The following is a 24,086-nucleotide window of genomic DNA, read 5'->3' as shown; positions in this document are numbered from 1 at the left end:
AGCGACATCGATCTGCACTTCCATGAATGTTAGCGCTACCATGTTAGCGCTAACATCATTAATAGATTAGGCTCCAAGCCACGACAAGCGGCAGATGAGAAAACGCGACAAATGTCTAATCAATCAGAATCATCCCGACGCAGCCGCAAGGGGGCCATGCAGCCGACCCTGAATGATGTGGCCCGGGAAGCCGGCGTCTCGTCGATCACCGTCTCGCGCTACTTCAACAGTCCCGACAGCGTGCGCGAGGCGACACGCCTCAAGGTCGAGGCGGCCATCGAGAAGGTCGGGTACGTGCGCAACCTGATTGCCGGCAGCCTGGCCTCGGCCACCAGTCGCGTGATTCCGGTCATCGTGCCCTCGCTGTCCAACGTGGTGTTCATCGACGTGATCAAGGGGCTCCAGGAGGAATTCGAGGCGCACGGCTATCAGCTGCTGCTGGGCAAGACGGATTACGATCTGGCTCGTGAAACCCAGCTGATCCGAACCTTTCTGGGCTGGTCAGCCGCGGGCCTTGTGGTGACGGGACTGCGCCATGACGAGGCGACACGCCAGATACTCGAGCACTGGAATCAGCCGATCGTGGAGATCATGGAGCTGGGGGAAGGGTTGGATCTGAACGTGGGGATGGATCATGTCGCCGCCGGACGCGCCATGACCGAGCACCTGCTGGCACGCGGGTATCGCACGATCCACTTCGCCGGTGCCGAGCTCGATCGCGACTATCGCGCGGCGATGCGCTACGCCGGGCACCGTGAGGCGCTGGCCGCCGCCGGCATCGAGGAGGCTCCCCTGCTCGACCTGCCCGTGCGTCAGCAGATGACCAGCGGTGCGCAGGCGCTGGAGCGCATCCGCGAGAGCCACCCTGACTGCGACGCCATCCACTTCGCCAACGATGACATGGCCTGTGGCGCGATTCTCGCCGCCGCGCGGCTCGGCGTGAGCATCCCGGACGACATCGCCATCGCCGGCTTCAATGGCCTGCCCATCGGTGAGCACGTCACCCCGCGCCTCACCACCATCGTCTCACCGCGAGAGCAGATAGGCCGTGTGGCCGCACGCAAGTTGCTGGCACGCATCAACGGTGAACCCGTCGGAGAACTGAGCCACGACCTGGGGTTCACGCTGCGGGTCGGCGACAGTACTTGAACACCCCCTGAGCACACACAAGCTCAGCGCATCACCCACGCCATCATCAGCTGGCCCAGCGCGATACACACGAAGACACTCAGGCCCGCCAGCGTGGAGGAGAAGCTGGCCAGCGCCACGGACAGCAGTGCCGCGACGCACAGCAGACGCGACGGCAGGCTGATTCGACGACGGGATACGCTTTCTAGAGGCGGAGGACTGACGGGACGCTTGAGGTTGGCGAAGAATTCCGCCAGCCGTCGCGCGCGTGAGAACGGGCGTCTTGGCGCATACAGATAACGGGCGAGGAACAGGAAGCCGACGACAGTCACGATCTGGATGACCAGCGATATCGCCAGCTTGATGTCGACCAGCTGGGATTCCGGGAAGCCCGAGAGCCAGGGCAGACGCTGCAGTGTCGGCATGTCGAGCCAGAGATAGCTGCCAATCGTGACCGTGATCCCCACCAGCACACTGCCCCACCCGGCCCAGTCAGGCGCCCCCGTTCTGAAGAGCACCATCAGGGCCGGGAGTGCCAGCGGCATCTGCAGCAGCACCCCGAACATGATCATGATGTCGAACAGGCTCACCAGCTCAATGCGACTCAGGACGATGACGAACAGGACGACGATGACACCCTGCACGACACCGAACATCCGCCCCAGGCTCACCAGTCGCGTTGCCATGCCGGAGGTCTGCTCGAGCAGTGGCATCACGAGTCGCATCATCACGCCGGCATCACGATTGAAGGCCGTGGTGATGGGCGCGATGGTGACCGCCAGCATGGCGGAGATCACCAGTCCCAGTACACCGGACGGCAGGTAGTGGATGATGAAATGCACATAGGCCACGTTGGCCGCGTCATTGCCGAGCGCGGGATAACGTGCCGCCAGGTCGATGCCCGCCGACCCCAGCAACCAGGGCGGCAGGAACCAGGTCACGGGCCCGATCACGAACAGCACCGACGCCAGGCCTGCCGCCTTGCGCGCTTCGCCGTCATCTGCCGTGGTCAGAAAGCGATAACTGGAAGTGGCATTGTTGATGCTGATGCACTGCTTGACCAGCATGGCCAGTGACCAGATACCCATGATGAGCAGGCTGTTGTGAGAACTGCCGATCCAGAAATCCCGGTTCGACTCAGGGAAGCTCAGCGATCCGTTCCACATCAGCGTGAGGCAGAAGCCACCGATGACAAGCGTGAGAATCGCCAGCTGCATCATCTGGATGAAGTTGTTGGCCGAGACAATCCACACGCCGCCCACCAGGGTAATGGCGATGATGAGGCTGCCGATCAGCACGGCGATGCTCACCACCGGAAAGCCGAAGACCGCGCTCAGGAAAAGCGAGACGCCGTAGAGGCCGATGGAGGCGGTCATCAGCGTCAGGAAGATCTGACTGATGACATACACGAGTTGCGTCGTCTTGCCGTAACGCAGCTCCAGGATGTCGGAATAGGTGCTGACCCTCAGCCGGCGGAAACGCGGCGCGAAATACAGCGCCGCCAGCAGAAAGCCCAGCGCATTGCCCCAGAAGATCACCAGCACGGCAAAGCCATCCTCGTAGGCCTTCTGGGCGGCCCCGGTGAAGGTCCAGGCGGAGAACTGCGTCATGAACGCCGTACTCCCCGCCATCCACCAGGGCACGTTGCCGCTCCCCCGGATGAAGCTGTCCGGGGTCTGGCTGCGACGACGATAGACCAGGATCGTCAGCACGATCAGGATGATGGAGAAGAACAGTGCGACTCTATCCAGCTGTGTCATGTGGCTCCCTGCCGATCATTCCCGTGCCGACGCTCACGATAGCGCCCTCGAGGTGTGACTCACGCGCGCTCATGCTCACGATCTTGCTCATGGATCTGGCCTCGAGGGCTCGCCCCGTAGCCGGGGCGAACTATCGACAACTGCCACGCACGTCATGTCGCATGTACCGCGTGGCATCTCTGGATCAGTAATAATATTTCAAGCCGACACGTGTCTTGAGCTGACGCGTATCGGAACTGGAACTGGAACTGACATCCGCGAATTCCAGATACGGGAACCATGACCCCATGCGACGCCCCGCACTCAGAATATAATCGTAGTTCTCGCGGGTATTGTTGTAGATGTCCTTGTCTTCGTTGCGATAATAGTTGGCCTCCAGCCAGTATTTATTCTTGCCGTGGTTGTAGGACATGGTGAAGGTGATCTTGTTCTGTTCATAATCATCATTGGAATCTTCACTGTAGTTGGAGTATTCCCGACGATAGCGCAGCGCCGTGGTCAAGGGGATACTGCTGGCCTTGTAGCCGACACGCAGCTGCGGCTTGATCGTGTACTTGCCGTCCCCGAACGCGATGGGCATGCCGGGTTGGATATACCAGTTATCGTCCAGCTTGAACTTGAAGCCCCAATCGATCTCGCTGTCACCGCGCTCCAGATTCCCCATCGCGGGTTGTGAGCCATCTTCACGTTTCTCGGACGCAAACTTGGATTCCAGCCCGTAATAGAAGTTGTCGATGGAATCGCTCACCTTGACTCGGGTGGCATGTTGCTTGGCGTGATGCTTGTATTCATGACGAATATCCAGTGTCACGGCCTGGGCGCTGGTAGTGAACACCAGTGCGGCAATCGAAAGGGAGATCTTGTTGTAGTGTTTCATGGCGTACCTCATTGTTTTTATGGGGAGTCAGTCAATTGACTTGCAGGCAACCCGCGTCCTGTCGCGTGCCCGGCATTGGCTAGCGCGTGGGTTGCCTTGTGTTGGCATCGGCGTACTGGATCGATCCAGACGCCAGATGCAGGCCGCAGAATCCCCTGCCGATGGCGCAAAGGCGCATCGACTCTCCTGCTGATGTGGTCATTGGCGTTGACCGAGTCAGGAGTGGGGATTCGGGTTCGGGGTATCAGAGGTTCACGGAGCGAGTGGCGCGCACGAATGGCGAGCCAAGTGAGCGACGAGGCACCAGGTGCCAGCGCCGCTCACCATCACGCCGCGTCAGCGCGTACTGCCATCGCTGACCAGGCGCTCTTCCCTGGAATGTGACGTCTTGTCGATGGAGGTCACCAGCAGCAGACCGATCGCCACGATGATGCCGCCACACAGCACGAAGACCATGCGTCCCCAGAAGGGATTGGGTACCAGGAACATCAGCATCACGCCCAGGCCGGCAACCAGGATCAGGTAGCCGAGAATGTTGCGCTGGCGGTTGTCGACGCTGCGATGTTCCTCGTCATCGCTGATGACGGGCGTGTCACGGTTGGTGAAGAAGGTCGCGACTTCCGCTTCGCGCTCGGCGGAAAGGCCGCGATAGAACAGCGTGGTCAGCACGAAGAAGCCTGCCGTGATCACGGTGTGCGCCATGATGCCGACCGCCACCTTCATGTCGCTCCATTCACGCGAGGTCAGGTCCGCGTCGAGACCGAAGGTGTTGACGATGAAGTCCGGCGTCATCAAGAAGCCGACCACATAGGACACCAGGCCACCGACCACCAGCGTCGCCCAGGCCGCCCAGTCAGGCGTCTTGCGGATGAAGAAGCCGAGCAGGCCGGGAATGGTCATCGGCAGACCGATCAGAGCGCCGACATACATCATGGCGTCGAACAGGCTCAGTCCCTTCAGGGAGTTGATGAACAGAGCAAACCCGATGATCGCCAGGCCGAAGACGGTGGAGGACAGGCGCGACATCAGCAGCAGTTCACCTTCAGACGCCTTGGGACGCAGCACGACCTCATAGAAGTTCTTCACGAAGATCCCGGAATTGCGATTCAGGCCGGAGTCCATCGAGGACATGGTCGCGGCGAACATCGCCGCCACCAGCAGCCCCAGCATCCCGGCAGGCATGTAGAGGCTGACGAAGCTCATGTAGGCAAAGTCAGCCGCCTTGGCACCTGCCTCGGGATACATCGCGAACAGATCCACCCCTTCACTGGCCATGAACCAGCTGGGCATGAACCAGATGAACGGCCCCATGGTCATCAGGACACAGGCCAGCAGACCCGCCTTGCGCGCATTCTTCGAATCCTTGGCCGCCAGGTAGCGATAGGAGTTGAGCAGGTTGTTGGTGATGCTGAACTGCTTGATGAAGATGAAGAACCCCCATAGCGCGAACAGCGACAGGTAGTTCATGTCACCCCCGATCAGGAAGTTCACCGGGAAGTCTTCCACGACATGGCTCGGGCCGCCGGCGTGGATCACGGCCACGATGGCACAGGTGATGGTGACGGCCATGATGATGACCATCTGCATGTAATCGGACGCGATGACCGCCCAGGAACCGCCGGTCACCGACATCACCAGCACGACCAGACCGGTCACGATGATGGTGGTTTCCATGTCATAGCCGAACAGGCCGGAGGTCACGATGGCCAGACCATTGAGCCAGATGCCCGCATTGATGATGCTGGTGGGCATGGAGGACCAGGTGAAGACCTGCTCGTTGACGGCCCCGAAGCGCTGCCGGATCGCCTGGATCACGGTGATGACCCGCAGCTGCCGGAAGCGTGGTGCGAAATACAGATAGTTCATCAGATAGCCGAAGGCATTGGCCATGAAGATGATCGCCACGGCAAAGCCATCGTTGTAGGCCTTGCCTGCCGCACCGGTGAAGGTCCAGGCACTGAACTGGGTCATGAAGGAGGTCGCACCGACCATCCACCACAGCATCTTGCCGCCACCGCGGAAGTAATCACTGGTGCTTGAGGTAAAGGTTCTGAACAGCCAGCCTATGGCGATCAGAAAGAGGAAATAGATGCCGATGACGGCAGTATCCAGATCTAGGTTCATGGCAATGCACTCTTGTCTTTATCTGTCTTGTCATTGTTGTTGCGCACCCGGCAGTGCACGTTTCCCCGCCGCCTTTCCCTGACCACGGGGGCCGCTGTCTCATCTGTCGCTGGCAGCGCCTTCCATCTCCGGGAAAGATCCCGGCCGTTGTTTGGATCGGTCCAATTCACATCCTGAATCGACTCCCGGATGGCGCCATCCAGACCTCGGACGCCGACGGCGGGTCAGGCGTTGTGTGACACCTGCGCCGTGTCTGGAAGATCAATGAGCGTGACATCCTGCTCGATTCGCAGGGGGCGCTCCCCGGCCTCGAGCGTCAGGCTTTCCCCTTGTCGGGCTGGCTCGGCCAGCACCACCAGCAGTCGACCGGTGGCGAAGGTCAACTCGAGAATCGTCAGGCCATCCGCACTCGGCAGCACCCGGAAATGGATCACCTGCGGACGCGCCCCACCACACTGCTCCAGAGCTTCATCGAAATGCCCGTGACTCTCGAACAGGGAATAGAAGGTCTGCGAGGTGGCGGTCAGGCGCGTCATCACCTTGGCGTCAGGCCGCAGGTTGTGATCAGGGTCATTGGCACCGACACGCAGCTGGAAGGCTTCAGCAGGCGCCTGGGTGATCTGATGCCAGCTATGGAAACTGTCACCCTCAAGCCAGGTCATGCTGTGTCCGGTAGCGGGTCGGCACTGCCCCTGCTTCCAGAGGTGCTGATAGCCGTGGCGATCCCCCATCACTTCCAGGGCATCCAGCGCGGTGAATTCACTTCCCCACCAGCGCACGACATGGCCACCATGATGGAAGGTGTAGTCATAGACGTGCGGCTGCTCCGAGGTCAGCGTGAAGACATCCAGCAGAATCGGTGTCTCGGTATGACGGCTTTCCACCAGCAGCACCTCACGCTGCATGGCCACGCCGTCATGCGCGTTGTCACATCGGGCACGCGCACCCGCCGCGCAACCAGTCAGCAGTGAGATCTCGCCATGTCGCTCGTCCGCCAGCGCGTGGTTCGCCGCGTGCTGCGACTGCATGTCCACCACGACCAGGTTGTGGGCGACACTCTGCTTGGCATAGCCCTCGTTTTCCTTGAGGTAGCGTCCACCGAACTTGGTCTCCACATTGACCCAGCGTGCGAAGCCATATTCCTTGAGCACTTCCTTGCCGCGCGAGAAGAAGCTCAGCCCCAGCTCATCGAAGTGGCCATGCCCCATGCCGTGCTGACCGGCCGTCAGCACGACATGCTGTGCCGCAAGCCCCTGCCCACGCTTGAGGTGTGCATGCCCGCCAGACTGGCCATCCGGGCCATCGCGGAAGAGCTGGCTGGTCGCTTCCACCTGCGTGTCGACACCCTGCACCGCGTTCAGCAACGCCAGCCCATTGGCATGGATCCAGCAGCCCTGCTGCTGACGCGCCAGGGCCAGCAGCTCCCGGGGAGCCTCATAGCGTGCCGCCAGCAGCGACATGGCGCAGCGCGCGCCCTCATCATCGAGATCCATGCTGCGCGAGGCGTCATTGAGCGCCGGAAAGCGCCCATCCGGATAGGCGCTGGACAGCAGCACGTGCAGCGATTTCTCGATGCGTCCGTCGGCATGTGTCAGCACCCTGCGTTCAGGGTGGTGACGCTCGATCGCCTCCGCGAACAGACACAGCGGATGGATGGCGAAGCGGTGGTAATAGGGGCCCTCGACGTAATAGCCCTGCGGGGAGAACAGCAGCGCGATCTGGGCGAGAAGGCCACCGGTCTCGCCGCTGCCATCCAGGCCATCGATGGAGATCGCCAGATGCTCAGGACTCTCGATCACCATCGCGCAGATCCCGACCGCCGCCACGGCCCACAGGCCGTGATTGTGAATGCGGTCGAAATCGTGGCGGTAGGTCTCGGTGAACATCTCGAGCATCGGCTGGAAAAGCCCATCCAGCAGCGACTGATACCGCGCCTCGCTCAGGGACGGCTTGAGCAACGCCAGCCCCAGCGAGGCATGCAGCAGCCAGATATGCTCGTTGAGAATCTGATGGAACAGCCTGCCGGGCGGATTGGTATTGCGCGCGACCTGATACGGCATGTCGCGGTAGCAGGCCGCGTAGCCCGCCAGCAGCTCCTCGGCGTGCGCCAGGGCCTGCGCGTTGTCACTGAGCCGTCCCCACAGAGCCGCCCCCTCGATCACGCGGGCATTCTCCTTGTGGGTATTGTGCTCGAAGCTACCCGCCTCGCCCTGCCCCGGAATCACGATACCGCGCACCATGCTGGCCGCCACTCTGGCCTCCAGCGCGGCGAGGCTGCGCCCCATCGCATTGTCCTGCCCCTGCTGCCTGCGAATCTCGTCAAGCTCTTCACGGGTCCAGAGCAGGTAATCACCTTGTGCCGACATAGATAGAATTCTCACTGAATGAAGCGTTCACTGATCCTGCCTGTTGCCCGGGTCCTGCCTCGCAGCGACCGACACTGATGGCCTCACGAGGCAGGTGGCGGTGCATCACAGCAAGGCGCACCCGCCTTGCCATTCGAGACGCTCGCCTGCCACGCTCACCGCATGCTGCTGGCCGGGCGTCAGCGCGACGGCGAGACGGTGTCGAGTGCCATCGCGCAGCTCAAGCGCCAGCACACAGGCCTCGTCACTCTCCTGAAGCAGCTGAAGCTTGAGGACACGGGGACGCGCCTCACTGGCGATCTCACGCGCTTCCTCAAAGACACCGTGTGTCTCGATGACACAGGCCACCGTCTGCGAAGAGGCCTGAGAGCGCAGCAACAGGTAGGGCTCATCGCGCAGATTGCGCTCGGGATCATTCGCCCCGATGACGCCCTGGACCAGCGTGGCAGGCGCGGTGCACACCATGCGCGCGGTGACGAAGTGGTTCTCCTGCAACCAGGTGACGGCCTGCGAGACGCCCGCCGCCTGCTCCGCGCCGGACGCCATCTTCCACAGATGCTGGTAACCATTGGCTGCACCCAATGCCGTGGGTGAGGCCTGCTGCTCGAGCGCCGGCTCTGCCATCATCAGTTGCCCCTGGTAATGCAAGGGGTAGTCATAGCGATGCGTGCCATCACTGCGTGCCTGCATCAGGTCCACGACCAGCGGCTCGGCCATCTCCGGCAGCGAGACCAGCAGCAGGCTGCGGGTGAGCACCACGCCCGGCACGTAATCCCGAAGCCGCGCCCGAACCATCTGCAGACGCGGGTCAGTCGTGTCAAAGGCGTCGAGTTCCCCGTGATGTTCACAGGCGCGCGCGGTGTCCAGTCCATGGTGCGAGGTTTCATCCACGACCAGGGTGTTGTGCGCCACGCTCTGCTTCGCGTAGGAACGGTTCTCCGGGGTGTAGCGGCCACCGAATTTCGGTTCGATATTGACCCAGCGACTGAAGCCATAGTCGGTCAGGACTTCGTGCTGGCCGTTGTGATAACCGAAGTGCAGGCCATCGAAGTGACCATGATCGAGCGCCGAGTGCAGCGTGGGGTCACTGCCATGCTGGCCGAACGCCAGATACACCATGGTTTCCGCACCGCTCGCCGAAGGCGCACGCAGGATGGCCAGACCGCCCGCATTGCCCTCGCGTCCATCGGAAATGAATTGACTGGCGCGTGCGCCGGGGGCCCGTGACGCCGTCTCGGCGAATTCCGCCAGCGACTGACTGCCACCACACAGCGGCAGGCGTTCGACCTTGTCGCGCACCAGTCCGGCCACCGCCGGATTGAGCCGCGTATCCTGATAGCGCTTGAGCAGCGTGGCCGCGCCCAGCATCGCGCCCTCATCGATCAGTCCCATGGTTCTTGAGCTGTCATTGAGCGCCAGGAAACGGCCATCGGGGAACGCGACCTCCTGCAGACACAGAATCGCCTTGCGAATGATCTGATCGCGATGATCATGGATGTCCGGCCGCACGCCACTGTTCACCAATGCCTCGGCGAAGAGCACCATCGGTCTGAGGGCGAAGCGATGGTAATAGGGGCCTTCCAGGTAATAGCCATCCGGCGAGAACAGCTGGTCCAGCTGGGCGAGAAAGCCACCGCTGACGCCATCGCGGGCATTGCCGAGCAATGACTGCTCCACCAGCGCCTCGTCTCCCAGTACCAGCCCGGCAATCCCCGCCGCCGCCACGGACCAGATGCCATGGTTGTGCACCACATCGAAGTCATGGGCGTTCTGCACCACCAGCAGGTCGATCATCGGACGCAACAGATGCGCTTCGATCTGCTCACGCTCCGCCTCAGGCAATTCGGAGCGGATATTGCCGTAGGCATCCGCGGCGTACAGCAGCCACATCCCCTCGTTCAGACACTGATGAAACAGCTTGCCCGGCGGATTGCTGTCCCTGGAGACATGGGCGGGCAGCGCTTCATAGATCTCGGCATATCCCAGCAACAGGCCACGCACGAATTCGAGATAGCGCTCATCATGTGTCACCAGCCACAGCTGAGAAGCCAGATTGACGTGCTGATAGTTGAGCTTGTGGCGTGCATGCTCTTCTCCGCCCGCCTCACCCTGCCCGGGAATGCACAGGGGTGCCGAGAGCACCGACGCCAGGCTCGTCTCGGCATGTGCCAGCCGGCGTGCCAGCAGTCCGCTCCTGTCCCGCAATTCATGGGCCTGGCGCAGCGCCGTCAGTGCTGCGCGATCCAATAGCAATGTCTGTTCCATGGCGTGGCCACTCGTGATGATGGTTGGCGTGTCGTCTTGATGCCCGACAGTTCGTCGGGCGTCCCTGGTTGGCTCAGTCTCGCCCGGCCCCGCGACACCAGGGGGCGCAGGGGTTGCCTGAGCACGGATTGACGAACTCACGGACACATCTGCCCACCATTGACGTCGATCACCTGGCCGGTGACATAGCCACTGGCCGCATGCGAGGCGAGATAGAGGTAGGTCGGCGCCATTTCCTGGCACTCGCCGAAGCGCCCCATGGCGATGCTGCCGGCGATGGTCTGCTTGAGCGCATCGCTCTTGTCGGCATGGAAGGCCGTATCGATGGTGCCCGGCGCCACGGTATTGAAGCGGATGCTGTCCTTGGTGAATTCCTTGACCCAGTTGCGATGCAGGTTGTGCACCATCGCCTTGCTGCCACCGTAGAGGCACGCGCCCAGGCCACCGCCTTCACGCCCCGCGATCGACCCGGTCGTGATCACGCTGCTGCTCTGTCCGGACTGGCGGGCCGAGGCGCGCAGCGGCTCAATCGCGAAGCGCGTCACCATCACCACCGAGCGAATGTTGAGGTCGATGACATTGTCGAAGAAGTCATCGTCAATGCCCTCGAGCCCCTGGCGCCCGCCAAGACCGCCAGCATTGTTGACCAGCACGTCCAGTCCGCCCATGGCCTCGACGGCCTGCTTCACCAGCGCCTCGCACTGAGCCGTCTCGCGCACGTCCGCCTGCAGATAGAACACGCGTCCCGGCGCGGAAAGCTCGCTCAGCAGCGATTCCGCCTGAGACGGGCTCCGGCTGCCGTGCAGCACGACCTTGGCACCTGCCGCCAGGAAGGCTCGCGCCACCTCAAGCCCGATGCCTGCAGTGGAACCGGTCACCAATACACGTCTGTCCTTGAGATCTTCAAACATCACGACACTCCTGAAATTGTGGAATGAAATTGGGGGAAGGGTGGGCGTCAGTGGCCCCGGCACAACGACCATCACCCATCAATCAATAAAGTCTTATTTAGATAAACCGCATCATTTAGTGCGCCAGCGTGCCGACCCGGGCCAGAGCCCGAGAGCGGCGTAACGTCACGGGGTCAGCATGTCATCGCGGCGCGGCGAGAAGAGATCGATCACCACACTCTCAGACTCCAGCGCCACGGCGCCATGCAGGGTGTGATGCGGTGCGACGAAGGCATCGCCCGGCCCGAGCCGGCGCTTCTCGCCGTCAAGCTCGACCTCGAATGCGCCCTGCACGACGTAGCCGATCTGGTCATGAATCTCGTGCTGATGGGGCGTACCGACGGCACCGAGGTCGAACTTGACGCATACGGCCATCAGGTCCGGGGTGTGGGCGACGATCTTGCGCTGGATGCCCGGCTCGACATCCTGCCAATCCTGTTCGTCGTTGATGAAGAAACTGCCTGCGTTCATCGCTGTCGCTCCCTGCTGAGTACCGGGTACTGAATCCTGAGCACCATGTCCCATCCTTGAGACGCTCCCTCGCACTCGCAGCGCGAGCAGATTCGCGAGGGACACCGTCGATTGAGACACCAATCTGAAATGGCGTTTTGAAAACGTAGCAGGGGATTTTTATTTTTGAAACAGCATTTCATTCCATCTTAGACTTTTAGACCGCTCCAATGCCTGGACGATGATCTGCCGCTCAGCGCATCCATCGATGCCACCACCGGCCGCAAGCGTTGTGGTAGCGCGACTGAGGGTGTAAAAGCGAAGATGGGTGTTCTAAAATCAAGTTTCATTAATTTCAGAATAAGGGATCTCATGTCTTCAGAAACCAAGGCTGCCGAAGCCAAGGTCGACAACGTCACCGCGGTGATGAAGGTGATGGCAGTGCTGGAGGGGCTGGATATCGATCATGAGTCCAGCCTCGCCGAACTCTCGCAGCGTGCCATGATGTCGAAAAGCACTGCTTATCGGTTTCTTCAGACACTCAAGAACCTCGGATATGTCGCCCAGGACAGCGAAAGCGAGAAATACCGCCTGACCATGAAAGCCTTCGTGCTGGGCAGTTCAGCCCTGGGCAACATGGACCTGATCAAGATGGCGGACCCCGACATGGCCGCCCTGTCGCAATTGACCCGTGAAGCGGTTCACCTGGGCACTCTGGATGCCAGCACCGGGGAGATCGTCTATGTCCACAAGTACAACTCGCACTTCAACCTGTGCATGAATACCCGCATCGGTGACCGTTGCCCCGCGCACACCACTGCCATGGGCAAGGCGCTGATGTCACGCATGACCGAAGCCCAGCTTGAGCACCTGCTGACACTGCAACCACTGGAACCGCGTACCGAGCGCACGCTGACCTCGCGTCAGGCGCTGGATGAGCAGCTCGCACAGGCGCGTCAGTCGGGTCTGGCAGAAGATCTCGAGGAAATGGACGCCGGAGTGTGCTGTTTCGCGACACCGATTCTTGATCACACCGGCAAGGCCATTGCCGCCTTGAGCATGTCCATCCCCACCATTCGCTATCACCAGGACATCACCCTGGCCTACAAGGCCAACCTGTGTGAATCCGGGCGCAATATTTCCCGCCAACTTGGCTGGAAGGAAACGGATTGAGATATGCATCACCCCTGAACGACGTCAGGTAGCGCTTCGCTATCCGACACGCAGCGTGCAAGTCATTGCTCGCCAGTCGCCTGACATCCATGGATGGATGTCACAGCGTGAAAGAATCTCCGCTGTCACACCGTTGTCGGCATACCAGCACTTCATGCCAGCAATTGTGTCGACACGCCGTGCCACCCCTTCTTCATTCTCTTCAGGCAACTACTCACTCTCTTCTTGCGTGAGGCGGTGAAGCCTTGTCTTCATTCAGCGTCCACCATGGCGAAACCGCCATGCATGACCAATGGATGACATGGAAATTCAAGAAAACGCATTGATATGATTTTTTCCTTATCAATCATTGAGATGCCAACAGCGATACCTTTCCTCTCTCATGGCTGAAAGCACGATTCCACCTCTCAGATCACGACATAACCCTCTGTAAAATATTGGAAATCCAGTTTTCAAAACGCTATTTCATTTTCATCAATAATCGTCTTGACAGTCATGATCAACTGGCTCTAGCCTTCGACTGCCATCTTGGCACTCACCCCATAAGCATAAAAAAGGCTTGAGACCATGCGTAATACTCGGGTACGCCACCCCTTGGTGACAGCATTTCTCCTCGCTGCCAGTGCAGGTATCATTTCATCGCCAAGTGCTGCCAATGACACTCCCCCCGGAGAGACATTCGATCTCGGCACCTGGAAGCTGACACTGCCGATGGACGCCGACGGCAATGGCAAGGTGGATGAAATCAAGGTGTCAGACCTTCAGAGCTATCGTCACTCTGACTACTTCTATCTCGACGATGATTCCCATATGGTCTTCGTGACGCCCAACAGTGCCTTCACGACGCCAAATTCAAGCAATGCCCGCACGGAACTGCGTCAGATGCTACGCGGTACCGACACCAGCATCGGCACCCATGATCCGAAGAACAACTTCGCACTCGCCTCGCATGAAAAGGCCGATGAATTCGCTCAGATAGGCGGCTACCTTGAGGCCACGTTGCGCGTGGAACATGTCGCGGAGCGTTCGAAGAAACCAGACAGGAAGTCAGCCTATTCGGTGGTCATCGGCCAGATACATGCTGGCAAGGACCAGGCATTGATGGAGGCGAATGAAGGCTTTGGACATGGCAACGAGCCACTCAAGATCTTCTACAAGAAGCTGCCGGATCAGGACACTGGTTCGGTGTTCTGGAACTACGAGAAGAATCTCGCCAAGGAAGATCCCAAACGCACGGATGTCAGCTATGCGGTATGGGGCAACGACTGGAGCAGCAACGCTGATCCTGGCAAGGAAGGCATTTCGCTGGGCGAGACCTTCAGCTACAAGGTCGAGGTCAAGGGCGACATCATGCATCTGACCTTCAATTCGGACGGCCATCCGACACGCAATTTCGAGATCAATCTTGCCGACAATGTCGATGCCAACGGCAAGGTGGACGCAGATGACCTTTCGGCGGGCTACGCCGGTGACTGGATGTACTTCAAGGCGGGCTCCTACAACCAGTGCAACACCAAGGCCAGTTCCAATGCCTGTGAAGGTACGGGCGTATGGGAAACCGACAAGGCCAACGGCGACTACGCCAAGGTGGTCTTCTCTGAGCTGAAAAGCGGCAAGATTCAGTGATGAAAGATTGAACTGATCAGATGCTGAAGCGCTGAGACGCCCAAGGGATGAGACCCGCGTGAGATCACGAGTCTCGGGCAAGGGATTGCCACTCATACTCTTGAGCCAAGGCCATGTCTCTTCAGCCAGGGACATGTCTCTTCAGCCAGGGGCATGTCTCTTCAGCCAGGGGCATGTCTCTTCAGCCAGGGGCATGTCGTCCTCTTCCCCCTGGATTGTCAGAAGCCCTACCTCTGGCAATCCAGGGGGAGTTGCGTTGCCGATGACCAGGGCACTCGAGACTGTCCATTTCCTCCGGGCTTGTCTCTCCTTCCTGTCGCTCTCTTCTCACTCCACCTTTCTTCTCTCTCCTCTCGCTCCCTCTCGCTCCCTCTCACTCCCTCTCACTTCCTCTCTCATCTCTTCTCGCTCTCATCTCTCTCCTCTCTCATCCCTACACTCTTCCTTCATCTCGACCCTCTCCTCCTCGACGCAATGAGCGTATCGCTACCCTTGGCCTGCCTGTCGGAGAAAGACGTCGAGAAGCCTGCAAGAGATGTCAGTGATCACCCTCAATCTGCTGCGAGCGGCAGGTTGACGTAAAACGCAAAGTATCCGGCGCGTTCTGATCATCTCGCTGCCCCCAACTTCACGACACTGTGTTCAACAAAGGCGCAGAGGCGATGCGACCGGGGCGTGCAGATTGACGTCTGGCGACATGGCCGCTGCGACTTACCGCAGACAAGTGTCCTGACACGTGAGGCTCGACGATGAATCGCAAGACTATCCTGACATGCGCCATCACTGGCGCGGGTGATACCGCCAGCAAGAACCCGAATGTCCCGGTGACACCGAAGCAGATCGCCGATGACTGCATCGCGGCGGCCAAGGCCGGCGCCAGCGTGGCCCACATTCACGTGCGTGATCCGGAGACCGGCGGCATCAGCCACTCCACCGAGCACTTCCGTGAAGTCATGGACCGTGTGCGTTCCGCCGACACCGACATCGTCATGAACATCACCGCCGGTGGTGGCGGCGACTGGATTCCGGACGTCAACGACCCGACTCGTGGTGGCCCGGGCACCGATATCCAGACCCCGGCCGAGCGTCACGCGCCGATCCAGGAACTGCTGCCGGAACTGTGCACCCTGGACTGCGGCAGCCTGAACTTCGGCGACATGGTCTACATCAACACCGCTGACTGGCTGCGTGAGCACGCTCGTCTGGTGCAGGCCGCTGGCGTCAAGCCGGAGCTAGAGTGCTTCGACCTGGGCCACGTCTGGTTCGCTCGCCAGCTGCAGCAGGAAGGCCTGCTCGACGACGACCTGCTGTTCCAGCTGTGCCTGGGCATTCCGTGGGGCGCGGAAGCCGACACCGAAACCATGCTGACCATGAAGAACAAGCTGCCGACCAACTCCAACTGGGCAGCCTTCGGTATCGGCCGCATGCAGATGCCGATGGTCGCACAGGCTGTGCTGCTGGGCGGTCACGCTCGCGTCGGTCTCGAAGACAACCTCTATCTGTCCAAGGGTGTGATGGCCACAAACGCTCAGCTGGTCGAGAAGTCCTCTGGCATCATCGAGAACCTGGGCTCCAGCGTGATGACCCCGGCCGAGACTCGCGCCTTCCTCAAGCTGCGTGATCCGTCCACCGGCAAGACCGCCGGCGACGTGGCAGCCCTCGAAACCGCAGGAGGTGTCGCATGAGCCAGTTATCTGTCGTAGGAACCGGTGTCATCGGCAATGGCTGGATCTCCCGTGCATTGGCCAATGGCTGGGATGTGGTCGCCTTTGATCCGGCCCCGGACGCCGAAGCCCGCACTCGCGCCTTCGTCGAGAATGCCTGGCATGCACTGGAGAAGGATGGCCTGGCGGAAGGCGCTTCCGTCGAGCGTCTGCGCTTCGCCGCGACCCTCGAAGAAGCTGTCGTCGGTGCTGATCTGATCCAGGAAAACGTGCCGGAGCGTCTGCCGCTCAAGCAGGAAATCCTCAGCGCCATCGATGCCGCTGCCGAAGAGCACGTGGTGATCGGCTCTTCCACCTCCGGTTTCAAGCCGACCGATCTGCAACAGGACTGCAAGAAGGCGCCGGGCCGCGTCATCGTCGCCCACCCCTTCAACCCGGTCTATCTGCTGCCGCTGGTCGAGCTGGTGGGTGGCGAGCATACCTCTCCGGCGCTGCTGGAAGGCGCACGCGAAGACTATCAAGCACTGGCCATGCGTCCGCTTATCGTGCGTCGCGAGATCGAAGGTCACATCGCGGATCGTCTGATGGAAGCGCTGTGGCGTGAAGCCCTGCACCTGGTCAACGACGGCGTCGCCACCACCGAAGAGATCGACGCGGCCGTCGTCTATGGCTGTGGTCTGCGCTGGTCGCTGATGGGCACCTTCCTGACCTTCCACCTCGCCGGCGGCGAGCCGGGCATGCGTCACATGCTCGAACAGTTCGGCCCGGCCCTGAAACTGCCGTGGACCAAGCTCGAAGCGCCGGAGCTGACCGACGAGCTGATCGACAAGGTCGTGGAAGGCTGCGAATACCAGGCAGCGGGTCGCCCGGTTGCCGAGCTGGATCGTCGTCGCGATGACTTCCTGGTCGAGCTGCTGACGCTGACGCGCAAGTACTGGCCGGAAGCCGAAGGTCTCGAGGGGCGTATCTGATGGACCTGCTCGAGATCACGGTGCCGCATGAATGGGTCGACTACAACGGCCACATGAATGATGCCGAATACGCGCGCGCCTTCTCGATGGCAGTCGAGGCGCTGATGGAACACGTGGGCCTGGATGCCGACGGTCGTCGCGAACACGACCTGACCATCTACACCCTGGAGACGCACCTGTGCTACCTGGCGGAGGCGCACGAAGGCCAGACACTCAAGGTCAAGGTCCTGCTGCTGGATCACGACCCCAAGCGTCAGCACGTGCTGTTCACTCTGACCGATGCCGACGGCGGCGAGATTGCCACCAGCGAGCAGATGTTGATGGCGATGAGCCTCAGTGGCGGTCGTCCGACCCCCTGCCCGGAAGCGGTGGCGGAGCGCATCGCCGCCCTACCCCAGCCGGCAGGCGACGATGACTGGCCCAAGGCCGCCGGCCGGCGTATCGGTATCCGTCGCAAGACGGCCTGATACGCGCACCGACAGCGTCAAGAGGTAGCCCGTCCTTTCGAAGGATGGACCGACACCCCGTCAGTTTCTGGCGGGGTGTTATCGTATGCATGACATTTTTCCTTTCGGGCCAGACACCATGACACACGAGACATCTTCACCGCTGCGTTGCCAGGCGTTCATCGACGCCTTCGCCGACGGCATGGCCGAATTGGCAGGCCTGTCAGTCGCCGAGAGCCGGCCTCAGTGCGAAGCCCTCTACGCGCGCCTGGCCGCACCACTCGCAGACGGCGTCACGCCAAGCGACGAGACACTGCATTCCGATGATGGCCACGTCATTGCCCTGCGACGTTTCCGCCCGACGCGTGAGGCGCCACGCAAGGACGGCTGTGTCGTCTATCTGCACGGCGGCAGCTGGCAGGTCGGCTCGCTGGATAGCCATCAGGGCGTGGCCTCAAGCCTGGCGTCACGGCTCAATCGTGAGGTCATCAGCGTGGATTACCGGCTGTTGCCAGAAGCGTCCTATCAACAGGCGCTGATGGACTGTGAGGTTGCCGTGCGTGAACTGACCCCTGTCGCAGTCGTCGGCGACAGTGCTGGCGGTCGCCTGGTCATGGATGTCTCACGCCTGCATCACGAGACACACTCCCCCTATGTGCTGGGCCTCATCTACCCGCCGATGGACCCGGTACTGAGCCTCGACAATGAAGACCTCGCCACACTGGGGCCGACGGCGCCACTGCTGAGCCGTGAAGAAATCGTCGCCATGTGGCAGCTGGTGGCCGAGGGTGACCCCTCGCACAGTTACGCCATGACGCCACCCCATTCACGGCAGGCACCGGCGCAGGTCATTGAAGTGCTCTCGGTCGAACATGACCCTCTCACGGCGCCGCTGGAGGCGGCCGTCGCCACCTGGAAGGCCCAGGGGACGGAAGTCGGCTATCACTGCGCGACGGGGATGGTCCACGCCGCCCTGCACGCTCATCATGAATTGCCTGAGATGGGCATCGCCTGGCGTGATTTCTGTGACGCCTTGACGCGCCGTCTTGGCGAGGCATGATGCCGCCCCGGGCGGTCGTGCCATGAAAAGAGGCCCGTACCAATGGCATCGGTACGGGCCTCTTATCGTCGTGATCCACCTCAAGCACTGGCCGGCCCGAGGTGCACCCTCATCTGCCGTGTCTGGACGAGACATTCTCATGGCTACGGTGGATCACGCTTAAGCACATCACGCTGCCTCACAGCGCACGTCATCGCGTCGAAGGACACGCAATTCGACATCCGCCGGGCAGTGTGAGACCCGCGGCTGCCAGCGGGACTGTAGTCGCTCACGCAGGTCCGCGTCGCCGTAGATCACGACCACGACCACCAGACGAAAATCATCCTCCAGCGCCCGCTGTGCGATGAGAGCTTCATAGAGAATGCTGTCGAGAATACGCTCGGCCCTGGCGTGATGCTTGAGCACTCTGACATCCACGAAGGTAGTCGTGGAGGCCTTGCCGGCAAACACCGCATCGAAGCATGCCCGCGTATCCCCTACCTGGACATCATGACGTACCTCGCCGGACGGCTCTGCCCCGGACTCGCGGACGATCTGTCCTACCAGTGCGGTCTTCAATGCGCGCAGCTCATGGCGATGCTCTCGCGTCATCTTCTCCCGCGACATCTCATGCGGTGTCACCGCCCCACCGGCGGGTGACGCCATCGACGTATCGTCACTGTCGTCGTGGAGCAGTTGCGCCACGTCGGCATCATCCACGGGTGGCTGGGCAGACGACGCCTTGGCTGGCGGCATCTCGATGCCAGGCTCTCCGTCCAGTGAGTCCTGTACCTCGGCCGTCAGGCGCTCCTCCTGCTCGGCGGGCGACAGGGTGCGCATGAAGGAGCGGTCCTTGTGGTAATCGCCGGGGGCATAGAGCTTGCCATGATGCCTGGTCACCAGACGATAGAACACGCCCAGCACCAATAGCGGAAAGATGACGATGAAGGCGATCAGCGGCCAACGCTCGACCTCTGTCAGCTTGTCTGCGGATGAATTCAGCAACAGGCTCGCGAAGCCGTAGATCAACGAGATGAACAGCGCGATGATGCCGAGCGGATTGCGCGCCAGTTCCTTGGCATTCTTCATGAACTGCATAAGTGCTCCATTCCTTGAGATCTCCCTGCCCCTCCCTCAGGGATGGGGGAGGAACGGGCACAATGCAATGTCATGGCGCTCACGCCTTTCGCGTGTCTTCTCAGCCGTCGAGGGTCATGCGGCACAGCAGGGTGTTGTCCTGCTTGAGGCTTTTCCCCCACACGAACCTGGCACTGTCATCCCAGTCGATATCGTCGTAGCCGTCCTTCGGGCTGACATCGCTGTACTGATGCTCGATGGCAGCCGGCCAGGCGCTGTCATCGAAGTCCGGGGCCGTCCAGTCACCGTCCACCGTGGTTTCCTCGAAGTCACAGGCGCCCTCGCCTGCCTGAGGGTCGCTCTCATCGGCACAGGAAGCCTCGACAGGCGCGTGTTGCACCACCAGGCAATGCATGTCGCGGTTGGTGACCCCGATGACCTCGCCTGTTCTGGCATCACGGAACTGGGCAATCATGCCGCCATCGCCCATCTGCTGCCGGTCCGTGCCGATGTACTCAAGGCCTGTGTCATTTTCCTTGAAGTCCTTGGCCTTGATGGCAATCGTCACCGGGAATCGCGTCTCGATGATGGCGGTTTCTGAATTGAAGGAACGCTCCGTGGTGATCGGCACGCTGTCTTGCATCGCCTTCTCGCCATTGACGTACATCTCGAACCAGTTATCGACCCAGACCTCGGCCTTGAGCCTGGTGCCACTCTGGGGGCCGGCCTTGGGCTTGACCGCATGCTCATCCTTGGCATGTGAATCGGCAAAGGCAGGTGCGGCAGCCAGAATGAGGGCGGCGGTCAGCAATGTGCGCATGGAAAAAATCCTTTCGTGGTGAATGGCGATCGCACTTCCTGGCTTGCAGGGGGGTGTCTTGCGTCCATCATCTGCTCAGTTACGGAAAGTGATGGAGGAGGAATCCAGCACCTTGCCCTGCAGTGCCTCGGTCATCGTGTCCCAGTTCACGCTCATGTCGTCATGATCCGGCAACGCCTCCAGCGGTGCCTTCAAGGCATACAGCGTGATCGTGTAGTCGTGATATGAGCCCTCAGGACCGGGAGGTGAACAAGGTGGCGTATACCCGATACGTTTCTTGTCCTTGTCGGCGCCCTCATCCCCCAGCGACGCCGGGTTGCCGCGCGGCAGTGCCCGGGTGTCTGCCGGAAGATTCCACAGCAACCAATACTGGCTGGGTGCGTCACGACCTTCGACGGTGCCTTTGGGATAGTGATGCATGATGAGGGCGAGGCTCTGTGTGCCGTCAGGCACATCACCCCATGTCAGCGGCGGCGTGACGCCATCGCCGCCGTCACGAGTGCATTTCAGGTCATCCGGCAACCAGCCATCATCATTGAAGGCAGGGCTGGTGAGCGTGAAGTCGCCTTGTGCCAGCGCCGGTGTGGCCAGGGCCATCGCACCAAGCCCGACGACCAAGCCACGTGCTAGACGCGCCTGCCATGCACTTGAGAACTTGCCCGCCAGATTGCTCGATAACTTGCTCGACCATGCCCGAATCATCGGCAGTACTCCCCGGTCTTGACGTCGCCACCATCCGTCACGGTACGCGTCTCGAAGTCATAGCAATTGGGCGTATCGGTGGGCGTATAGCGAATGTAATAGGCTTCACCGTGATAGGTGTAATCCATGCTGCGCTTGCCGTCTGCCTGCTGGGTAAAGACCAGGTCTTCCACGCCCCCTTGCGGCGGAGTGCCGGCAGGCCGCCCACGACTGTCGGCCTGCGTATCGCCACTCGCGGCCTTCAGCGGCGGAACACGCGGCAGGTCTTTCGCCTCTGGCACCTCGCCCATCAGACACTGAATGATGTAGGGCGCCTGTTCGGAGGTGTGATAGCGATACCCGAAGGTGTCATCAGGCTGTCCGTTGCAGACATCCAGCACATCCATCGCGATAGGGGAGCCATCCGGGTTGTCATCGCCATAGATGGGGTAACCATCGAAAGCCCAGCCAATGATGGGGTTGTCATCGGCATTCTTCATCTTGTCGATCATGCACACGGGTTTGACATGATAGTGGTAATCATCGCCGCGTCCGGCGTGCCCACCACAGGCATCCAGCTGTTTGGTGGCCAGGGTGTCATTCTTGGCCTGATAACTTGAGAGGTCATCCTGAGACATCTCCCCGCCGCCGGTGTAGTCATAGATGGGCACACCATTGACGGCGACGCCCAAGGCCGCGTCTCGCGTCTGGGGGGTGTCTCCCAGCGTGGGTTCGAGCATGACGGGCGAGGTGTAGTGACTGGCGGGCACCGGCACCTGCTCATTGGTGCCCACGATACCGGTCATCATCTCGTGATCCGGGTAGGTATCCGAGGTGATCAGCGCCTTGCCGTCCTGGCAGGTGACAGACACCGAGTCGGCGAAACCGGCATCTTGCACGGAAGCCTTCACGGCGGCGCAATGCGCCTCGGCGGCGGACCTGCCCGTACGCTGCGCCGCTGCCTCCGACGTGGACTCATCTGAGCCGAACTGGGCCTTCGCGAGCGAGGGTTGATCATTGGCGACTGACTGCGCGACATGGAAGAACACTGGCACCATGAGAACGGATACCACCGTCAGTGCCACGATGGGCTTCACGATACGAGGTCGTCCCCGAGACGTCAGGGAATGTGGGCGCATGGGCTTTCCTGTATGTCGGACGATGAATTCATGAGGCATTCGCGCATGGCCGGGTGGCCTGAGGTGTCAGCCAGTCAGATGCGGACGCAGGAAGGCCGACAGGGTCTCCGAGTTCTTCTCGTCATGCCGGGACGGCTACCACTGCATCACGATGAAGGTCAGTGACATGGCACCGATCGCGACCATCCAGGCGCCCAGCACTCGCTGCGCGATCACGAAGGCCGCACGAGGCAGAAGGCGACCGATCAACGCGAATATCGCCCAGCAAAGCAGGACACCCCACATCACCGTCATCATGACACCGAGAAGGATGGCAAAGGGTGTCGAGGCCACCTCGTGGCCCAGAAACAGCAGCGCTACCACCAGCCCGGCCAGCAGCGCCGGCACCCGCTGGAAGATGCCCTGACCGAAGGCATGGCGCAGCGGTACGTGAATCGCGACGAGCAACGACACCAGCATGGCCAGTCCCATCACGGCCATTACCAGCCTCTGTGGCGCAAAGAGTGACAGGGTGATCCCGAGCAGCAGGCCATTGATGAGCCGCAGCAGAATTCGCCCGCCCGCCTTCCAGGTGAGCGTGTCCTGACTGGCGACTCCGACAAGACCCGCCGTGACGATGAGATACAGGATCACCGGGCTGCCACAGACGGCGCGAACGCCGATCATCCACTGTTCCGGCCACATCATGACAATGCCTCGACCAGGAAGTAGACACCCAGCAGTGCCGTCAGAATCCCCAATCCGCGCAGCAGCATACCCTGACGGAAGCGCTCCGCCATGATGCCAACGCCGATACCCGCGGCATGCAGACTGCCGGTGGCCACCATGAAGCCCATCGCAAAGGCAAAGGGATCAGACGCCAGGGGCAACTCCGCCCCATGGGCGTAGCCATGACAGACGGCAAAGACGGAGATCACCGCACAGGCCATCCACAGCGGCAGGCGCACGCGCCCCGCGATGAAGCCGCCGAGCACCAAAGCCGACAAGGCAATGCCGATCTCGATTCCGGGCAATGTCACCCCCACGATGCCCACCACACTGCCCAGCGCCATGATCATCGGGAATACCACCGGCAACAGCCAGGAAGCAGGACGCCCCAGAATCACCCCCCACAGCCCCACGGCTGCCATGGCGGTAAAGTGATCCAGGCCCGTGAGGGGGTGCAGGAAGCCCGCGGCAAAGCCGCCGACGCTATCCGTATCGACATGCGCGCTGGCTGTCTGGGTGAAGAGCACCGTCAACATGCCGACAATGACAGCCGTCAGACGGGGCATGCGGCAAGGCCGCGAGTCACGACGCCGAGCGGAGTGAGCCGCGAGAGGCGCAATGCGAGAAGAGGTGTGAGATGTGGTGCGAGATGAGGTGCATGAAGAGGTGCGAGAAAGCGACATGAAGGCAAATCCAGTGAAGAGATCTCTCGGTTGGGGGGAGACGGCAGCAGTGTGAAACACGCACCGAGACGCGAAAGTCTTGGAAAAGACCATGACATTCGTGCAGACAGCAGGGTATGGCATGGCACGCAGCGCCGGA

At 61.1% G+C, this 24,086-nt stretch carries 20 protein-coding genes; 7 read left to right on the top strand and 13 right to left on the bottom strand.

Annotated elements, in window-relative coordinates; genetic code table 11:
* Positions 1-111: 111 nt before the first annotated feature.
* On the top strand, positions 112-1,149 hold the full coding sequence (locus HXS66_RS13705; RefSeq protein ID WP_136939253.1) for a LacI family DNA-binding transcriptional regulator: 1,038 nt from the start codon (positions 112-114) through the stop codon (positions 1,147-1,149).
* Positions 1,150-1,172: 23 nt separating this feature from the next.
* Here the strand turns inward: HXS66_RS13705 and HXS66_RS13700 are convergent, their stop codons facing one another.
* From HXS66_RS13700 to HXS66_RS13670, 7 genes are all read right to left on the bottom strand, one after another.
* The gene (locus tag HXS66_RS13700; RefSeq protein WP_176503836.1) at positions 1,173-2,888 is read right to left on the bottom strand and encodes a hypothetical protein; all 1,716 of its coding nucleotides are present in this window, start codon (positions 2,886-2,888) and stop codon (positions 1,173-1,175) included.
* A gap of 184 nt (positions 2,889-3,072) precedes the next feature.
* Positions 3,073-3,765: an oligogalacturonate-specific porin KdgM family protein gene (locus HXS66_RS13695; RefSeq protein ID WP_167592992.1), complete on the bottom strand. Its 693-nt coding sequence runs from the start codon at positions 3,763-3,765 to the stop codon at positions 3,073-3,075.
* Positions 3,766-4,101: 336 nt separating this feature from the next.
* Entirely contained in the window at positions 4,102-5,889 is a 1,788-nt protein-coding gene (locus tag HXS66_RS13690) for a transporter (RefSeq protein WP_077371173.1), read from the bottom strand.
* 224 nt (positions 5,890-6,113) lie between these two features.
* A complete protein-coding gene (locus tag HXS66_RS13685) occupies positions 6,114-8,255 on the bottom strand; it encodes a heparinase II/III family protein (protein ID WP_176503835.1) in 2,142 nt (713 codons plus the stop codon).
* Between the two features lie 105 nt (positions 8,256-8,360).
* Entirely contained in the window at positions 8,361-10,520 is a 2,160-nt protein-coding gene (locus tag HXS66_RS13680) for a heparinase II/III family protein (RefSeq protein ID WP_176503834.1), read from the bottom strand.
* 137 nt (positions 10,521-10,657) lie between these two features.
* Positions 10,658-11,431, bottom strand: a complete 774-nt coding sequence (locus tag HXS66_RS13675; protein WP_136939248.1) for an SDR family NAD(P)-dependent oxidoreductase — start codon at positions 11,429-11,431, stop codon at positions 10,658-10,660.
* A 165-nt stretch (positions 11,432-11,596) separates the two neighbouring features.
* Positions 11,597-11,941, bottom strand: a complete 345-nt coding sequence (locus HXS66_RS13670; RefSeq protein WP_084208419.1) for a cupin domain-containing protein — start codon at positions 11,939-11,941, stop codon at positions 11,597-11,599.
* Between the two features lie 351 nt (positions 11,942-12,292).
* Between HXS66_RS13670 and kdgR the strand changes: the two genes are divergently transcribed.
* From kdgR to HXS66_RS13640, 6 genes are all read left to right on the top strand, one after another.
* On the top strand, positions 12,293-13,093 hold the full coding sequence (gene kdgR, locus HXS66_RS13665; protein WP_077371163.1) for a DNA-binding transcriptional regulator KdgR: 801 nt from the start codon (positions 12,293-12,295) through the stop codon (positions 13,091-13,093).
* Positions 13,094-13,660: 567 nt separating this feature from the next.
* Positions 13,661-14,719 (top strand): polysaccharide lyase family 7 protein, encoded by a 1,059-nt coding sequence (locus HXS66_RS13660; protein WP_176503833.1) that lies wholly within the window; start codon positions 13,661-13,663, stop codon positions 14,717-14,719.
* Positions 14,720-15,468: 749 nt separating this feature from the next.
* On the top strand, positions 15,469-16,404 hold the full coding sequence (locus tag HXS66_RS13655; protein WP_024952191.1) for a 3-keto-5-aminohexanoate cleavage protein: 936 nt from the start codon (positions 15,469-15,471) through the stop codon (positions 16,402-16,404).
* Positions 16,401-17,354: an L-carnitine dehydrogenase gene (locus tag HXS66_RS13650; RefSeq protein ID WP_136939245.1), complete on the top strand. Its 954-nt coding sequence runs from the start codon at positions 16,401-16,403 to the stop codon at positions 17,352-17,354. Before HXS66_RS13655 ends, HXS66_RS13650 begins: the two co-directional genes overlap by 4 nt.
* The gene (locus tag HXS66_RS13645; protein ID WP_176503832.1) at positions 17,354-17,821 is read left to right on the top strand and encodes a thioesterase family protein; all 468 of its coding nucleotides are present in this window, start codon (positions 17,354-17,356) and stop codon (positions 17,819-17,821) included. Before HXS66_RS13650 ends, HXS66_RS13645 begins: the two co-directional genes overlap by 1 nt.
* A 118-nt stretch (positions 17,822-17,939) precedes the next feature.
* Positions 17,940-18,860 (top strand): alpha/beta hydrolase fold domain-containing protein, encoded by a 921-nt coding sequence (locus tag HXS66_RS13640; protein WP_176503831.1) that lies wholly within the window; start codon positions 17,940-17,942, stop codon positions 18,858-18,860.
* Positions 18,861-19,028: 168 nt separating this feature from the next.
* Here the strand turns inward: HXS66_RS13640 and HXS66_RS13635 are convergent, their stop codons facing one another.
* The 6 genes from HXS66_RS13635 to HXS66_RS13610 all read right to left on the bottom strand — a co-directional run bounded on the left by HXS66_RS13635 (position 19,029) and on the right by HXS66_RS13610 (position 23,830).
* On the bottom strand, positions 19,029-19,937 hold the full coding sequence (locus tag HXS66_RS13635) for a hypothetical protein (protein ID WP_176503830.1): 909 nt from the start codon (positions 19,935-19,937) through the stop codon (positions 19,029-19,031).
* Between the two features lie 100 nt (positions 19,938-20,037).
* Positions 20,038-20,736, bottom strand: a complete 699-nt coding sequence (locus HXS66_RS13630; RefSeq protein ID WP_176503829.1) for a PEBP family protein — start codon at positions 20,734-20,736, stop codon at positions 20,038-20,040.
* Positions 20,737-20,811: 75 nt separating this feature from the next.
* Entirely contained in the window at positions 20,812-21,438 is a 627-nt protein-coding gene (locus HXS66_RS13625) for a YbhB/YbcL family Raf kinase inhibitor-like protein (protein ID WP_176503828.1), read from the bottom strand.
* On the bottom strand, positions 21,435-22,556 hold the full coding sequence (locus HXS66_RS13620; protein ID WP_218015187.1) for a YHYH protein: 1,122 nt from the start codon (positions 22,554-22,556) through the stop codon (positions 21,435-21,437). Before HXS66_RS13620 ends, HXS66_RS13625 begins: the two co-directional genes overlap by 4 nt.
* Before the next feature lie 135 nt (positions 22,557-22,691).
* Entirely contained in the window at positions 22,692-23,243 is a 552-nt protein-coding gene (locus HXS66_RS13615) for a hypothetical protein (protein WP_176503826.1), read from the bottom strand.
* The gene (locus HXS66_RS13610; protein WP_084208408.1) at positions 23,240-23,830 is read right to left on the bottom strand and encodes a HupE/UreJ family protein; all 591 of its coding nucleotides are present in this window, start codon (positions 23,828-23,830) and stop codon (positions 23,240-23,242) included. Before HXS66_RS13610 ends, HXS66_RS13615 begins: the two co-directional genes overlap by 4 nt.
* Positions 23,831-24,086: the final 256 nt, after the last annotated feature.

This window comes from Cobetia sp. 5-11-6-3, assembly GCF_013374055.1.
Classification (GTDB): domain Bacteria; phylum Pseudomonadota; class Gammaproteobacteria; order Pseudomonadales; family Halomonadaceae; genus Cobetia; species Cobetia marina.
The sequence above is the reverse complement of the archived record's forward strand: the minus strand, read 5'-3'. Positions and strand labels throughout refer to the sequence as shown.